The organism is Haliea alexandrii, assembly GCF_003719295.1.
Classification (GTDB): domain Bacteria; phylum Pseudomonadota; class Gammaproteobacteria; order Pseudomonadales; family Halieaceae; genus Haliea; species Haliea alexandrii.
On sequence record NZ_RFLW01000002.1, the window covers coordinates 245,758 to 259,832 of the forward strand.

16 protein-coding genes are annotated in these 14,075 nt (G+C 62.2%); 10 read left to right on the forward strand and 6 right to left on the reverse strand.

Features of this window, described 5'->3' with window-relative positions:
* Nucleotides 1-6 precede the first annotated feature (6 nt).
* Genes EGJ68_RS09330 through EGJ68_RS09345 form a run of 4 tightly spaced genes read right to left on the reverse strand, consistent with a single transcriptional unit; the run spans nt 7 to nt 2,094 of the window.
* A complete protein-coding gene (locus EGJ68_RS09330; RefSeq protein WP_199227998.1) occupies nt 7-984 on the reverse strand; it encodes a DUF4040 domain-containing protein in 978 nt (325 codons plus the stop codon).
* On the reverse strand, nt 981-1,316 hold the full coding sequence (mnhG, locus tag EGJ68_RS09335; RefSeq protein WP_123034292.1) for a monovalent cation/H(+) antiporter subunit G: 336 nt from the start codon (nt 1,314-1,316) through the stop codon (nt 981-983). The genes EGJ68_RS09330 and mnhG overlap by 4 nt, the downstream gene beginning before the upstream one ends.
* Complete coding sequence (locus EGJ68_RS09340) at nt 1,313-1,615, reverse strand: monovalent cation/H+ antiporter complex subunit F (RefSeq protein ID WP_233248751.1); 303 nt, start codon at nt 1,613-1,615, stop codon at nt 1,313-1,315. Before EGJ68_RS09340 ends, mnhG begins: the two co-directional genes overlap by 4 nt.
* Entirely contained in the window at nt 1,615-2,094 is a 480-nt protein-coding gene (locus EGJ68_RS09345; protein ID WP_123034293.1) for a Na+/H+ antiporter subunit E, read from the reverse strand. The genes EGJ68_RS09340 and EGJ68_RS09345 overlap by 1 nt, the downstream gene beginning before the upstream one ends.
* Before the next feature lie 147 nt (nt 2,095-2,241).
* Between EGJ68_RS09345 and EGJ68_RS09350 the strand changes: the two genes are divergently transcribed.
* From EGJ68_RS09350 to EGJ68_RS09360, 3 genes are read left to right on the forward strand one after another with little or no spacing between them, the layout of a single operon-like run.
* Nucleotides 2,242-3,096, forward strand: coding sequence for a PA4780 family RIO1-like protein kinase (locus tag EGJ68_RS09350; protein WP_123034294.1), 855 nt, complete (start codon nt 2,242-2,244; stop codon nt 3,094-3,096).
* 3 nt (nt 3,097-3,099) lie between these two features.
* Nucleotides 3,100-4,452 carry an MFS transporter permease gene (locus tag EGJ68_RS09355; protein WP_123034295.1) on the forward strand — a complete coding sequence of 451 codons (1,353 nt, stop codon included), beginning with the start codon at nt 3,100-3,102 and terminating at the stop codon, nt 4,450-4,452.
* A 23-nt stretch (nt 4,453-4,475) separates the two neighbouring features.
* Complete coding sequence (locus tag EGJ68_RS09360) at nt 4,476-5,225, forward strand: ABC transporter substrate-binding protein (RefSeq protein ID WP_158283592.1); 750 nt, start codon at nt 4,476-4,478, stop codon at nt 5,223-5,225.
* A gap of 4 nt (nt 5,226-5,229) precedes the next feature.
* Here EGJ68_RS09360 and EGJ68_RS09365 read toward each other — a convergent pair whose 3' ends face one another.
* The gene (locus tag EGJ68_RS09365; protein WP_123034297.1) at nt 5,230-6,135 is read right to left on the reverse strand and encodes a VOC family protein; all 906 of its coding nucleotides are present in this window, start codon (nt 6,133-6,135) and stop codon (nt 5,230-5,232) included.
* A gap of 228 nt (nt 6,136-6,363) precedes the next feature.
* On the opposite strand from EGJ68_RS09365, the gene EGJ68_RS18230 reads away from it, so the two are divergent.
* From EGJ68_RS18230 to EGJ68_RS09395, 7 genes are all read left to right on the forward strand, one after another.
* Complete coding sequence (locus EGJ68_RS18230) at nt 6,364-6,819, forward strand: Zn-ribbon domain-containing OB-fold protein (protein WP_233248752.1); 456 nt, start codon at nt 6,364-6,366, stop codon at nt 6,817-6,819.
* A complete protein-coding gene (locus EGJ68_RS18235; protein WP_199227999.1) occupies nt 6,816-7,337 on the forward strand; it encodes a Zn-ribbon domain-containing OB-fold protein in 522 nt (173 codons plus the stop codon). Before EGJ68_RS18230 ends, EGJ68_RS18235 begins: the two co-directional genes overlap by 4 nt.
* Nucleotides 7,334-8,392, forward strand: a complete 1,059-nt coding sequence (locus EGJ68_RS09375) for a lipid-transfer protein (RefSeq protein ID WP_123034298.1) — start codon at nt 7,334-7,336, stop codon at nt 8,390-8,392. Before EGJ68_RS18235 ends, EGJ68_RS09375 begins: the two co-directional genes overlap by 4 nt.
* Nucleotides 8,392-9,552, forward strand: a complete 1,161-nt coding sequence (locus tag EGJ68_RS09380; protein WP_123034299.1) for a thiolase domain-containing protein — start codon at nt 8,392-8,394, stop codon at nt 9,550-9,552. The genes EGJ68_RS09375 and EGJ68_RS09380 overlap by 1 nt, the downstream gene beginning before the upstream one ends.
* Before the next feature lie 24 nt (nt 9,553-9,576).
* Nucleotides 9,577-11,205, forward strand: a complete 1,629-nt coding sequence (locus tag EGJ68_RS09385; RefSeq protein WP_123034300.1) for an acyl-CoA synthetase — start codon at nt 9,577-9,579, stop codon at nt 11,203-11,205.
* A 28-nt stretch (nt 11,206-11,233) separates the two neighbouring features.
* A complete protein-coding gene (locus tag EGJ68_RS09390) occupies nt 11,234-12,052 on the forward strand; it encodes a crotonase/enoyl-CoA hydratase family protein (RefSeq protein ID WP_123034301.1) in 819 nt (272 codons plus the stop codon).
* Nucleotides 12,053-12,153: 101 nt separating this feature from the next.
* Nucleotides 12,154-12,915: an enoyl-CoA hydratase/isomerase family protein gene (locus EGJ68_RS09395; RefSeq protein WP_123034302.1), complete on the forward strand. Its 762-nt coding sequence runs from the start codon at nt 12,154-12,156 to the stop codon at nt 12,913-12,915.
* Between the two features lie 13 nt (nt 12,916-12,928).
* On the opposite strand, the gene ribB is transcribed toward EGJ68_RS09395, so the two are convergent.
* On the reverse strand, nt 12,929-14,041 hold the full coding sequence (gene ribB / locus EGJ68_RS09400; protein WP_123034303.1) for a 3,4-dihydroxy-2-butanone-4-phosphate synthase: 1,113 nt from the start codon (nt 14,039-14,041) through the stop codon (nt 12,929-12,931).
* Between the last annotated feature and the right edge of the window lie 34 nt (nt 14,042-14,075).

A 14,075-nucleotide genomic window follows, 5' to 3' on the forward strand; every position in this document is an offset into this window, starting at 1 on the left:
GCAGGATCAGTCCCGGGCAGCGAAGGCGTGGAAAATGGAGAGCAGCACGCCGGTGACGGTCAGCCCGACGCCCAGCTCAATCACGATAATACCGATATGTTGGCCTGTAACCGGATTGTCCGCGAGTACGGAATACTCCAGGAACTGGCCGCCCATGAGCATCCCTATGACCCCCACAGAACCGAAGAGCAGCGCGCCACCGGCACTCATCCAGAGCAGCACCCTGGGCGGAATGACCGAAAGCGCCAGCCCTTCGCCGCGGACCAGGGAGTAGAGGATAATGCCGGCAACGAAAATCGCTCCTGCCTGAAATCCTCCACCCGGGCTGTATTCCCCATGGAACTGAATAAACAGCGCAAACAACAGGATAAACGGAATCAGCAGTCGCGCCATGACCTTGGGGATCAAGTGACCGCTCAAACCCTCTTCAACATCGCTGTCGAGGCGTGAAAAGGGCTTGCCGCGCCCACCACCGAGCAGGAACATCACCCCAATACCGGCGGTGAGGACCACAAATACTTCACCGAGCGTGTCATAGCCGCGGAAACTACTGAGCACCGCGGTCACGATATTGGGGATACCAATCAGCTCCGGCGTTTTCTCGATGTACCAGGGTGCAACGTGCTGTTGGGTCGGGGCCATGGGGTCGCCCAATGTCGGCTGACCGAAAGAGGCGTAGATCATCAACAGCGTGGTTGCGGCGATCACGACAACCGACAGCTTGCCCACGGAGCGTCCCTTGGCTTCTGTAGGTGGCGTGAGTTTCAGGCCGGCCAGCAGTAGCACGGTGGCAACACCGGCACCCACCGCCGCTTCGGTGAGGGCGACATCTGCCGCGTCCAGAAGGAAAAAATTCAGCGCCATCAGCAGGCTGAAGATGCCGCTCAGCATCACTGCAGAAAACAGGTCTTCTGAGCGCACAATTGCGATGGCGGTAATCACCAGCAGGGAGAGCAGGAATATGCCAATTAGTAGCGTTGTCACGCGGGGTTCTCCGGATCCGTCGGTGGGTGTTCCACACCTTCCGGCTTGAGGCCGGCCAATAGTGCCGCATTGGCCAACGCATAGGTCGCGGTAGGGGATGTCACAAGCAGGAATAGCATGACAGCAGCCAGTTTTACCGCGATCAGGGAAAGCCCTGCGTAGATCATCAACCCGCCGAGCACCAGTACCGGGCCGAGAGAGTCAGTCAGGCTGGCACCGTGAATGCGGGTGTAAAAGTCGGGCATGCGCAACGCGCCAATGCCGCCAGCGAGAACGAACACGCTACCTGTAACCACCAGCAAGCCAGCGATCAGGTCCAGAATTTCATTCATTCGATGGGACTCTCCGCAGGCGACTCTGTGCTGTTGGCCGAGCGCTGACGCCGGCGACTTTCCTGCACGAACCAGAGCACAGCCATCACCCCGATAAAGTTGATCAGCGCATAAGCCAGGGCGAGATCGAGGAAGTCGGTGCGACCCATGATGAACGCCATGACGGCAATGAGCAGCACCGTCTTGGTGCCGAACATGTTGACTGCGAGCACCCGGTCATAAACGCTCGGGCCCAGCAGTGCACGGGTCAGCGCGAGCGCCATGGTAACCAGAATAGCGATGGCAGCGATCAGCAACATCAGTCAGGGTCCACGATGGCGACGCGGCGGCTCATGGCGCCACCACGAAGATCATTGGCAGCGGTACGCGTGAGGCAGTGCGCGGTGATGCGTGTGTCGTCGATGTTGATGGTGAGAGTCCCCGGCGTCAGTGTGATCGAATTGCCCAGCAGTGTGAGGGCGAACTTGCTGGAAGCGCTGGCGTCAATATCCACGATGGTGGGCGACAACGCAGACTTCGGGCCCAACACAAGACGCAAGACCTGAATATTGGTGACGATCATCTCCCACAGCAGCCACAGCCAGTAGAGGGGAATACGGTACAGCAATGCGAAGCGATGCTGTTGCTGGTCGGGCAACGCCATACGGTGGGTGAGCCAGACGACCAGGACGCAGGAGGCAATGCCCAATTGCAGTACAGGCGTCTTGTACAGGCCGCCCCACAATAACCAGACTGCGAACAGGGCGATAATTGCGAGCAGGTACCGCATCAGGGGCATATTCAGAGTAGCTCTTCAGGACTTGGCCCGAATCATACCTTAACGCTGCGCGGAATTGCCACAGCCCGCTCTCCCGCGATGAGGATCGCATGGCGCACTGGTGTTTCATGCTAGACTGCCGGGAAAGTTTGCACTGGATATCATCCTATGAAAGTACCGCCTCGCCTGCAGCCCCTGGTGGAGGACGGCCTGATCGACGAGGTTCTGTTTCCGCTGATGAGCGGGAAAGAGGCCGACATATTTGTGGTTCGCAGCGGCACCAGCACGCGCTGTGCAAAGGTGTACAAAGAGGCGTACAAGCGCAGTTTCAAAAAGGCAGCCGCCTACACCGAGGGGCGCAAGGTGCGCAACACCCGGCGTGCCCGCGCGATGGAAAAAGGCTCGCGCTACGGGCGCAAACAGCAGGAAGAGACCTGGCAGAACGCAGAAGTGGATGCGCTCTATCGCCTCGACCGCGCCGATGTGCGAGTGCCCGAGCCCTACGGGTGTTATGACGGCGTCCTGCTCATGGAACTTGTGACCGACGAGACGGGTGATGTGGCGCCGCGCCTCGCGGATGTGCTCATGTCCGAGGAACAGGCCCTCGAGGATCACGCCCAGGTGCTGCGGTATATCGTGCGTATGCTCTGTGCAGGGCTGGTGCACGGCGACCTCTCCGAATTCAATATTCTGGTGGATCCCGACGGGCCGGTCATTATTGATTTGCCACAGGCTGTGGACGCATCGGCGAATAACAACGCCCGTGCCATGCTGCTGCGCGATGTGCAGCGTGTGACCGACTACTATGGGTTGTTTGCGCCCGATGTACTGGGTACGCGCTACGGCGAGGAAATCTGGCAGTTGTTCGAGGACGGCGAGCTGACGCCGGAGCATGCTCTGAGTGGCCTCTTTGCGGAAGCCGCGGACCCCGCCGATGTCGACAGTGTGATGCTGGAGATTCGCGCCGTTTTGCTTGAAGAGGAAGAGCGTCGCGAGCGCATGCGCGACGCAGAGGATGACTGAAACGTGGCACCGAGCGGCCCCCAGGCATTTCCGGACCGGGTCTACGGTCTGCTGGTTGAGGACGAAGATGCCCGCGTGTGCCGCGACATCCCCGATTCCGCCTGTAACGAGCAGCCGCGAGCTTTCCTGCTGCAATGGCTGGCGCAAACACTCACCAAAATAGGCGACACCCTCACCAGCAGCCGCCTTGTACTGGCCTGGATGCTTGCCGCGTTGGGCACACCGCCGTTTTTCGTGGCGTTGCTGGTACCCGTGCGCGAGTCATTGTCCCTGCTGCCGCAGCTGTTTGTCGCCCAGTGGGTGCGCGAGCATGCGTTGCGCAAGTTTTTCTGGGTGTGGGGCAGTGTTGCGCAGGGGCTTGCACTGCTGGGCATGATGGTCGCCGTATTACTGCTGGAGGGCGCGTCACTGGGTTGGGCTGTTGTGGTTCTGCTGGCCTGCTTCAGTCTGGCCCGGGGTGTGTGCTCAATAGCCGCCAAGGACGTGCTGGGAAAAACGGTGTCCAAGTCGCGTCGGGGCCGGCTGACGGGGCTGGCAGCCGCTGCCGCGGGTGCGATCGTGCTGCTGCTTGCACTGGCGCTGTTGGTTTTCCCGGACTACATCGACAGTCAGGGCAATGCCGGCGCCGGGTTGTTCGCCGGCATTCTGGCGGCCGCAGCCTGCCTGTGGTTTCTCGCTGCAGCCGTGTACGCCGGGGTGCCGGAACTGCCAGGTGCCACCTCAGGTGGTGGCAACGCCTTCGCCGAAGCCCTGCGCAGCCTCACGCTGTTGTACACGGACGTGCAGTTGCGTCGCTTTGTGATCGCCCGGGCGTTACTTGTCAGCACCGCCTTCGCCATACCCTATCTGGTGGTGCTGGTGCAGCGCGCGGCGGAGACGCAAATACTCAGCTTTGCGGCCTTGCTGGTCGCGGAGGGCGCGGCGGCGTTGCTGTCTGCTGCGTTCTGGGGACGTTGGTCGGATAGCGGTGCTCACCACGTCATGGCGGCGGCTGCTGCCCTGGCCACTCTGGCGGTCGCCGTGGCCGTCACGTTGCAGTTGGTGAACCCGGCAATACTGGGCCACGGCCTGATGGGCGCGGTACTGGTTTTCACTGCCGCCGTGGCGCATCAGGGCGCAAGGGTGGGGCGCAAGACCTACCTCGTGGACATGGCCTCGGGCGAGAACCGGGCGCAGTACACCGCAGTCAGTAACACCGCCATGGGTGTACTGTTGTTTGCAGGTGTCGGCCTTGGCGTTATTGAAGCAGCCTGCAGTATTGTGGCGGTTCTCGCCCTGCTGATGGCGGCGGGCATACTGGCCACCTACCGGTGCCTGAGGTTACCCTCTGTGTCCGGATGCATCCCGCCCTGTTGACTGTCGCCCCTGTGAGGCCCGTGATGAATAGACTTGTCCTGCTGTTGTGTTCGGTTGTGCTGTGCAGCTCCGCTGCTCTGGCTGAGGCCCTGCGTGTTGGAGTGGCGCCCGATCGGCCGCCGCTGGCCTTCTATGATGGCGAGCGTATTGTCGGTGTTGAGGCGGATAGCGCGAAAGCACTGGGGGAGATTGTCGGTCGCCCGGTGCAGTGGGTGCCCATGCCATTCGATGCGTTGCTGGAGGCGCTGCAGGCCGGGCGCATAGACATCATCATGTCCGGCATGAGTGTTACCCCGGAACGTGAGCAGCAGGTAGAGTTTATCGATCCTTATCTGAAAGCCGGCCAGATGGCGATCATGCGTATCGACAGCGTGGCGCGGTTTGGCCAACCCTGGTCGGTTTATCGCGATGGAGTCCGGGTGGGTGTAGAGGCGAGTACCACGGGTGAGGCCTGGGCAAACACTGAACTCCCCGATGCGCAGCTTACGCCATTTGCGGACGTGTCCACCGGACTGGCCGCACTGCGCGCGGGTGCAATTGACCTGTTCGTGCACGATGCCCCAACCAGTTGGCTGCTGGCCACCTCTGACGACTATGCTGACCTGATTAGCCAGTACCACTTTCTTACTGACGAACAGCTCGCCTGGGCAGTGCGTCGGGATGCGTCTGTGCTGGCCGCCGAGCTCAACCGTGCTCTGGCGACCATGCGCGGAAATGGCACCCTGGAGTACATCATCGATCGCTGGATACCGGTGACGGTCGAGGTGCCCTGAGAGCCTAGCCGGGGAAGTTGTACTCGTGGCCCCAGTGGTCACCCTCGGTGCTGACAGTGGGTGTGTAGGTGTCCCAGTCCACCAGCAGGCCATCGTAGCCGTACTCTACGGCGATACCGCCCGGCGCCACCACGTAGAATGAGCACATGTTGTCGTTCACGTGCCTGCCCAGGCTGGCGAGTATGGGGTAACCGCCGGCCTTGGCGCGATCCATGGCGCGGCCAACCTCGTCCAGGGAGCTCACTTCCACCATGATATGCACAACGTCGCCAGTGTAGGGGTGGTTGTACAGTGCCAGCGAGTGCTGGCGCGGATTGTCGGCATGCAGGAACAGGATGGTTGTTTCCGGTGCGCCTTCGGGCAGCGGCGGATGCAGCGTGTCACTCACGCCGAGACCCAGCAGGTCGGTGTAAAAGCTGGCGGCTGCGTCAAGGTCGGGCGTTGGCAGTACCGCGTGGCCGAAGCCCATGTCGCCGGTGTACTCATCGCCCGTGATGAACTCCTTGACGCCCGTCGGTGAAATCAGCGGTGCGTAGTCCAGACGCCGGCCGTAGTAGATCTCCAGCGTGTTGCCGCAGGGGTCATCAACGCTGATAAATGCCGTGACGCAGCGACGCGCGGCCTCGGCTGGCGAACCCTGTTGCAGCGTGTGCCCCTTGCTCTCCAGGCGGTTGCAGAGCTCCTCCCACTCGCTGCGGCCGCGGCATTCGAGGCCCGCAGCAATCAACCCGTCGTGATCGGCCGGCTCCAGCATGAAGCGGAACGGGTGATTGTCCATGCGCAGAAAGCGTGCGCCGGCAGAGTCTTCGCGTGCCGCGTCCATCAGGCCCAGTGTGCTGGTGCCGAACGTCATCCAGGCGTCCGTATCGGTCGCGGCGATTCTCAGGTAGCCAATGGCGGCGATACTCATGTGCTGTTCTCCTCGGAGTGAAAGATGTACCTGGGGCCATAGTAAGGGTGATTGGCCCACAGGCACAGGGTAGCCGCAGCAGACGGGTGTAGCTGGTATAAGCAGGGAAACCCTCAGCTGGGGGCAGCGGTGATCAGAAATGTCACTCCTGGCTGCCGCATTGGGTCATTGAGATCAGGCCCCCGCTGTTGAATACTCATCGGACGGTTCAGTCGGGAGCGTCTGCCAATGGCCATAACAGAAAAACTAAGCCAGGAATTTGAGCTCGGATTCACCTATACACGCTCTACAGGGCCGGTGGTAGGCAGATTCCTCACCGGCCTCCGCGATGGCCGCGTGCTCGGCATCCGCGGTAGCGACGGCCGCGTGCTGGTGCCGCCACCGGAGTATGACCCTGTCACGGCAGAAGCCCTGTCGGACTGGGTCGAAGTGGGCCAGGAGGGCACTGTGGTGAGCTGGTGCTGGGTGTCAGAGCCCCGGGCCTCCCATCCCCTGCAGCAGCCCTTCGCCTGGGTGATGGTGCGCCTCGACGGTGCCGACGTACCGATGATTCACTGCTTGCAAGCACCCTCGGCCGAGGCGGTAAGCACCGGGGCGCGCGTGCGGGTGACCTGGGTGGCAGAGCCGCGTGGGCACATCACGGATATTCGCTGCTTCGTGCCTGTGCCGGGAGGTGTATCATGAGCACAGCACGCCCGGATGTGACAGGCATAGAAGCTCCGGTTTACCTGCACTACCACTTTACCGCCGGAACGGCCCCCGCCCGCTTTCTTGTGCGCCTCAGGGAAGGGCTGCTCAGCGGCCAGCGCTGTCCGCGCTGTGCCAAGGTCTATATTCCGGCTCGCGGCTCCTGTCCGGCCTGCGGCGTGCCGACGACGGAGGAGGTACTGCTGCCCGACCGGGGCACCGTGCAGTCGTTCACCATTGTGCACATCCCCATTCCGGGCAATCCCATCGAACCCCCCTACGTCGTGGCGAACATTGTGCTGGACGGGGCCAATATATCCTTTATTCATCTGCTCAGTGACTGTGTTAACGAGGCGGTGCGTATCGGGCAGCGGGTAGAGGCGGTGTGGCGGCCACCGGAGGAGTGGGACTACGCCATGGATAATATCCGTCACTTCCGGCCACTCGATGAGCCCGATGTGCCGGTGGAGCGTATTGGCACGCTGCCGGTGTCCGGCCCGGCGGTGCCGCGATGAGGGACATCGCCGTTGTTGCGTTCAGCCAAAGCGCCTGTGTCGCCGATATCGGCGCCGTCAATGAAGTCGAGCTTATCATGCCCCAGTTGCAGGCTGTGTACGCCCAGGTGGGGTTGAGCAGCGCCCAGGACGTGGATTTTGTCTGTTCGGGCAGTTGCGACTATCTGCAGGGCGCCGCTTTCGCCTTCGTCGCGGGCGTCGATGCGCTGGGAGCCGTGCCCCCATTGAAAGAGTCGCATGTGGAAATGGACGCCGCCTGGGCACTCTATGAAGCGGTGCTGAAGATTCGCACGGGACATGCGGACTCCGCGTTGCTCTACGGCTTCGGCAAATCCTCGCCGGGCGAGTTACCTGCGGTGCTTTCGCAGCGGCTCGATCCGTATTACCTCGCGCCACTCTGGCTCGATACGGTATCGCTCGCGGCCTTGCAGGCCAGGATGCTGCTCGATAGCGGGTCGATTACTGAAAGCGATATGGCAGCGGTTGTGTCACGCTCGCGGCAGAATGCGCAGGCGAACCCCCTGGCACAGCTGGCAGGGGATATCGGCGTGGCAGCATTGTTGCAGGATGACTACCTGTTGGCGCCTCTGCGGCGCGGCGATTGTGCGCCGGTATCGGATGGCGCGGCGGCGATGATTATCGCGACGGTCGAACAGGCGCGCCGCTGGGGTGTGCCCTATGCGCGGCTCACCGGCATTGACCAGCGTATCGAGAGCCATAACCCCTGTATGCGTGACCTCACCGACTCGGTTTCGACACGCCAGGCTGCGGCGGCGGCCGGGGTGCACGAGGCGGCGCTTGACGTCGCGGAAATCTACGCCCCGTTCAGCCATCAGGAAATTATCCTGACCCGCGCACTCGGGCTGGATGAGGCCATCGCGGTCAACCCCAGCGGTGGCGTGCTTGCCGGAAACCTGATGATGGCGTCGGGTCTTGCCCGGGTGGGAGAAGTGTTCCAGCGTATCGTCAACGGAGACGCGCGCCGCGGGGTGGCTCACGCCACGAGTGGTCCCTGTCTGCAACATAACCTTGTGGCGGTACTGGAGGGCGCGTAATGGCTGAATGGGCAGCGGTGGTTGGCATAGGCCAGACCCGATACAAGACCCGGCGCTCGGATGTGTCGATAGCCGGCCTGCTGCGAGAAGCGGTCGACCGGGCACTGGCGGATGCCGGAGTGGGCTTTGATGACATCGATGCGGTGGTGATTGGCAAAGCGCCCGACATGTTTGAGGGCGTCATCATGCCGGAGAGCTATCTCGCGGATGCACTCGGGGCCAGCGGCAAGCCGATGCTGCGGGTGCACACTGCCGGGTCGGTGGGTGGCTCCACCGCCATCGTCGCCGCGTCGCACGTCCAGAGCGGTACGTTCAAACGGGTGCTCACCGTCACCTACGAAAAGCAGTCCGAGTCCAACGCCATGTGGGCGCTGTCGACACCGCAGCCTTTTTCCGTGCACCTGAACGCCGGCGCCGGAGGGTATTTCGCACCCATCATTCGCGAATACATACGTCGCGCCAACGCACCCGAGGGTGTGGGCATACGCGTTGCGGTGAAGGACCGGCGCCACGGAGCCCGCAATCCGTTGGCACACCTGCAGCTACCCGACATTACCGAACAGGAGGTGCGCGACTCGATGATGCTCTGGGATCCACTGCGCTTCCTCGAGGCCTGTCCATCCTCTGATGGCGCCTGTGCGATGGTGATCGCCGCCGCTGACAGCATTAGCGGCAACAAGCCGCCCGCCTGGATTCGCGGGGTCGCCATGCGCTCCGAGCCCACCATGTATGCGGGGCGCGATGAAGTGAGCCCCCAGGCCGGTCGCGACTGCGCGACCGACGTCTACGCGCAGGCCGGTATCACGGACCCACGCCGCGATTTCGATTGCGCAGAGGTCTACGTACCGTTTAGCTGGTACGAACCCATGTGGCTGGAAAATCTGGGCTTTGCGTCGCCAGGGGAGGGTTGGAAGCTAACGCTGGACGGTGCCACATCGCTCGACGACGGGGGCGATATCCCCTGGAACTGCTCCGGCGGTGTGCTCAGCTCCAATCCCATTGGAGCGTCCGGCATGATCCGTTTCGCGGAGGCCGCCCGTCAGGTGCGCGGTGATGCCGGCGCGCATCAGGTCGAGAATGCCCGTCTGGCCCTTGGCCACGCGTATGGCGGTGGCGCACAGTTTTTTTCCATGTGGGTTGTCGGTGCCGACAAGAACTGAATCACGCTGAAACGGAGACACACCATGCCGCGACATTTCAACATCGCCGACCTGTTCGAACTGGTGGCCGACCGGGTGCCAGAACGCACAGCGCTGGTGTGTGGTCAGCAGCGCTCGACCTATGAGCAGCTGGAACAACGCGCCAACCGGCTTGCGCACTTTCTCGCTGCACGGGGCGTGCAAGCTGGCCAGCACGTGGGCTTGTACCTCTACAACTGTAACGAGTACCTGGAAGGTATGCTCGCCTGCTTCAAGTTGCGCGCGGTGCCCATCAACATCAACTACCGTTATGTGGAGGAAGAGCTGGCTTATATTCTCAACAACGCGGATCTGGTGGCCTGTATTCATCACCGCGAGTTTGCGCCGCATATCGCCGCGGTCCATGGCACCGCGCCGGCACTGACCACATTTGTCTACGTCGAGGACAACAGTGGTGTGAACCCCGAGAGCATTGGCAGCATCGCCTACGAACAGGCGCTTGCGGGCGAGAGCGCAGCGCGGGATTTCGCCGAGCGCGCCGATGATGACCTGTTCATCCTGTACACCGGCGGCACTACCGGCATGCCCAAGGGGGTCATGTGGCCGCACAAACACGTGTTTTACGCGGCGATGGGCGGCGGGGGTTATTTTCACCCTGACGGTGTGATCACCGAACCGGAACAGATTGCCGAGCGCATTGGCGATTTCGCGATTGTTGGCATAGCGCTGGCGCCGCTGATGCACGGTGCCTGTTGGTGGTACGCCTGCATACAGCTGCTGTCGGGCAACGCGCTGGTGCTCAACCCGGCGCACCATCTGGTCGCCGAGGATGTGTGGGACATTGTTGAACGTGAGCGCGTGAACTCGTTGACCATCGTGGGCGATGCCATGGCGGTGCCACTGCTGGATGCGCTGCGGGCACATCCCGGGCGCTGGGACCTGAGTTCTGTGTTCGCTGTGGGTTCCGGAGGCGCCGTGTTTTCTGCCAGCAAGCAGGAAGCGTTTCGTGAGCTTTTGCCCAATATCATGGTGCGCAACAGCTTCGGTTCGTCCGAGTCTGGCGCAATGGGGGCAGACGGTGGTGGCAGGGCAGGGGAAGGGCTTGGCAATGTCACCCGCAGCGAGTTCATGTCGGTTCTCGCGCAGAATGCTGATGGCAGTTACCGCGAAGTCCGCCCGGGAGAAAAAGGCATTTTTGCACGCTGTGGCCACATTCCCGTCGGCTATTACAACGACCCGGAGAAGACTGCAAAGACCTTTGTGACGGTCGAAGGTCAGACCTGGTTACTCACTGGAGACGAGGCCAAACTGGAGGATGACGACACGATTACCGTGTACGGCCGCGGCTCTAACTGCATCAACACGGGGGGCGAAAAGGTGTTCCCGGAGGAGGTTGAGCAGGCCCTGAAAAATCACACGGCGGTATTTGACTGCCTGGTCGTGGGCACGCCAGATGAGCGGTTGGGCAGCCGGGTGAGCGCGGTGGTGGCGGCGCGAGACGGACAGTCCCTGAGCCTGGCATCACTGCAGGAGGAAGCGCGCAAGCACATAGCCGGTTATAAAGTGCCACGCGAGCTGCATCTGGTGTCCGAGGTGCCGCGCGCACCCAGCGGCAAACCAGCCTATCCCAAAGCACTCGATATTGCGTTGTCGGGTGCACACCGCGCAGAGTAAACGCCCGCAAGCCAATAAGGAGCACACCGTGCAAGAACTGGATATCAGCACCTCGAGTTGCCTGGTCGAACAGGAGGAGGGTGTGCTTTTCGTTACCCTGAATCGCCCGGAGGCGAAAAACGCGTTCAATCCGGCCATGCTGCTGGGAATGTATCGCGCATGGCGCCGGCTGGATGAGGACCCGGCGCTGCGTTGTGCCATTCTCACCGCGCGCGGCAACACCTTCTGCGCCGGCATGGATTTGAAAGCGGGCGCCGAGGGCGACCAGGGTGCCAGTGAAGAGTTCATGGCCCTGATGGCCGAGGTGCCGAACCTGCACTGGCAAGCTCTGCTGCGTGACAACCGGCCCGCCAAACCGTTGATTCTTGCGGTGGAGGGTTACGCGCTTGCGGGTGGTACCGAGATTCTGCAGGGCACGGATATTCGCGTGGCGGCTGAGGATGCCGTGTTTGGTGTGACCGAAGTCGCCCGCGGGCTATACCCGATGGCGGGATCCACCGTGCGCTTGCGACGTCAGATACCTTATTGCCTGGCCGCCGAAATGCTGCTCTGTGGCGAGCATATCAGCGCGCAGCAGGCGCTTGACTGGGGGCTGGTGAACAGACTGGTAGCGCCGGGCTCAACCCTGCAGGCGGCACGGGAATACGCGGCGAGAATCTGCGCCAATGCGCCACTCGCCGTTGCCGCCGTCACGCGCTCGCTGCGTGAGCATCAGGAGTGTATGGCCGAGGAGGACGCCATGCTCGCCTCCGATGCGCTGGCCGGGCCGGTATTCGCGTCGGCCGATGCCAGAGAAGGCATGCGTGCGTTCAAGGAAAAACGTCCCGCGCAGTTCCGCGGTGAGTAAGCCGTCGCTGCGTTGCTGTTGGCCCGGGACGCAGGTGCTTGTGCCCGCCGGGTTCGCCGCACTCGACGCATTTGTCGTATTCCACGAGGAGCCCTTGACCGATGAGTGACAAGGTATTGCTGCAGGAGCAACTGGGCCGCGTGCGCCTGCTTACGCTGAATCGCCCCGATAAGAAAAACGCCATCAATGATCCGCTGTGGATAGCGCTGCGTGAGGCGTTCCAGGCCGCAGCGCAGGATGACAGCGTGGCTTGCCTTGTGCTCACCGGCGCCGGGGACAGCTTTAGCGCGGGAGTTGATCTCGCCAGCTTTGGCGGCACCGAGAGTGATGTGCCGCACCCTTTTGAAAGTGCCGCCCGTGCCGTGGCCGATTTCGACAAACCGCTCATCGCAGCGGCCAAAGGCGTGGCTATCGGGGGTGGGGCTACCGTACTGTTTCACGCTGACATGGTGTACGCCGGCGAAACATTTCGCATGCGCTTGCCGTTCGCGGCGTTGGGCCTGGTGCCGGAGTGGGCGAGCAGTTACATGCTGCAGGCAAATATCGGCGCCCAGCGCGCCGCGGAGCTGTTCTATACGGCAGAGTGGATTGACGCGTCACGCGCGCTGGCGTTGGGAGTCGTCGCGCAGGTCATACCTGACGAGCAGCTGCTGGCGCATGCCCTGCAACGCGCTGCGGCTGTGGCGCAATGGCCTGTGAGCGCCCTGCGTGAGATCAAGCGCAGCCTGCGTATGCACCACACAGCGGCCATTGATGCAGCGTTCGTGGCGGAGCAGGCGGGAATGGCCCGGCAGGCGGGCTCGCCCGATAACCTGGAAGCGCTCACCGCATTCTTTGAAAAGCGGGCGCCCAGGTTCGACTAAACCCCGTTCTGTGTCAGGGTTGCACGAACTCAGTCACTTCCAGGCTAAAGCCCGACAGCGCGTTGAAGCGTATCGGCGCCGACATCAGGCGCATCTTGCCCACCCCGATGCGTTTGAGGATCTGGGCGCCGGTACCGATGACCCGGTAATTACCGATGCCGCCGTTTTTGCTGTTGGCGATGGCGGGGGTATTCGGGTATTGAATGACGTCGGCCAACGCCTGTGTCGATGAGACCGGCTGGCCGATCAGCACCAGAGCGCCGAGGTTTTCCGCCGCTATGCGTTCCAGTGCACGGCGCGATGACCAGCCGGGTGCATCGTCACCGATCAGGGTGCCCACCACATCGCGCAGCAAATTCACCGTCTGTACACGCACCAGTGAGGCATTGTCCTCGCACAGTTCACCGCGAGTCAGGGCAAAGTGCAGCGTGTCGTCTATGAGGTCGCTAAATGTGTAGAGCGTGAATTCGCCAAACTCCGTATTGACCGTTTTCGTGTCGCGCAGCTCGATTGACTGCTCATGCAGCGAGCGGTACTCGATGAGGTCGGCGATGGTACCCATGCGCAGCCCGTGGCGTTCGGCAAAAACTTCGAGTTGCGGGCGCCGCGCCATGGTGCCGTCTTCATTCATGATTTCCACGATCAGGGATGCGGGCTCGAAGCCCGCCATTCTCGCCAGATCGACGCCGGCCTCGGTGTGCCCGGCCCGGCGCAGCACGCCACCCGCCTTGGCCACCAGGGGAAAGATGTGGCCGGGCTGAATGATATCGCCGGGCTTGGCATTGGGGGCGACCGCCTGCCGCACCGTATGCGCGCGCTGTATCGAACTGATGCCGGGACCCCGTTTTTCGGCAGCATCTATCGATACCGTGAAATTGGTCTCATGCTGTGAGCGATTGTCTCTCACCATCAAGGGGAGTTGCAGACGACGCGCGCGTTCCTCCGTGATGGGCATGCAGATAAGACCGCAGGCTTCACTGGAAAAAAACGTGATGATTTCCGGTGTCACGGCCTCGGCGGCAACAATGAGGTCGCCCTCGTTTTCGCGGTCCTCGTCATCCATCAGGATGACCATCTTGCCCGCGCGAATGTCGTCGAGAATGTCTGGAATGCTGCTCAGTGCCATGCGTTGCCTCGTGATGCGGTGGGCAGGACCCACC

Coding starts and splice junctions, on each gene's coding strand:
- EGJ68_RS18230 (WP_233248752.1), top strand. CDS start 6,364: ATGGCCATAACAGAAAAACTAAGCCAGGAATTTGAGCTCGGATTCACC.
- EGJ68_RS09360 (WP_158283592.1), top strand. CDS start 4,476: ATGAATAGACTTGTCCTGCTGTTGTGTTCGGTTGTGCTGTGCAGCTCC.
- EGJ68_RS09385 (WP_123034300.1), top strand. CDS start 9,577: ATGCCGCGACATTTCAACATCGCCGACCTGTTCGAACTGGTGGCCGAC.
- mnhG (WP_123034292.1), bottom strand. CDS start 1,316: ATGAATGAAATTCTGGACCTGATCGCTGGCTTGCTGGTGGTTACAGGT.
- ribB (WP_123034303.1), bottom strand. CDS start 14,041: ATGGCACTGAGCAGCATTCCAGACATTCTCGACGACATTCGCGCGGGC.
- EGJ68_RS09395 (WP_123034302.1), top strand. CDS start 12,154: ATGAGTGACAAGGTATTGCTGCAGGAGCAACTGGGCCGCGTGCGCCTG.
- EGJ68_RS18235 (WP_199227999.1), top strand. CDS start 6,816: ATGAGCACAGCACGCCCGGATGTGACAGGCATAGAAGCTCCGGTTTAC.
- EGJ68_RS09345 (WP_123034293.1), bottom strand. CDS start 2,094: ATGCCCCTGATGCGGTACCTGCTCGCAATTATCGCCCTGTTCGCAGTC.
- EGJ68_RS09365 (WP_123034297.1), bottom strand. CDS start 6,135: ATGAGTATCGCCGCCATTGGCTACCTGAGAATCGCCGCGACCGATACG.
- EGJ68_RS09380 (WP_123034299.1), top strand. CDS start 8,392: ATGGCTGAATGGGCAGCGGTGGTTGGCATAGGCCAGACCCGATACAAG.
- EGJ68_RS09350 (WP_123034294.1), top strand. CDS start 2,242: ATGAAAGTACCGCCTCGCCTGCAGCCCCTGGTGGAGGACGGCCTGATC.
- EGJ68_RS09375 (WP_123034298.1), top strand. CDS start 7,334: ATGAGGGACATCGCCGTTGTTGCGTTCAGCCAAAGCGCCTGTGTCGCC.
- EGJ68_RS09340 (WP_233248751.1), bottom strand. CDS start 1,615: ATGTTGCTGATCGCTGCCATCGCTATTCTGGTTACCATGGCGCTCGCG.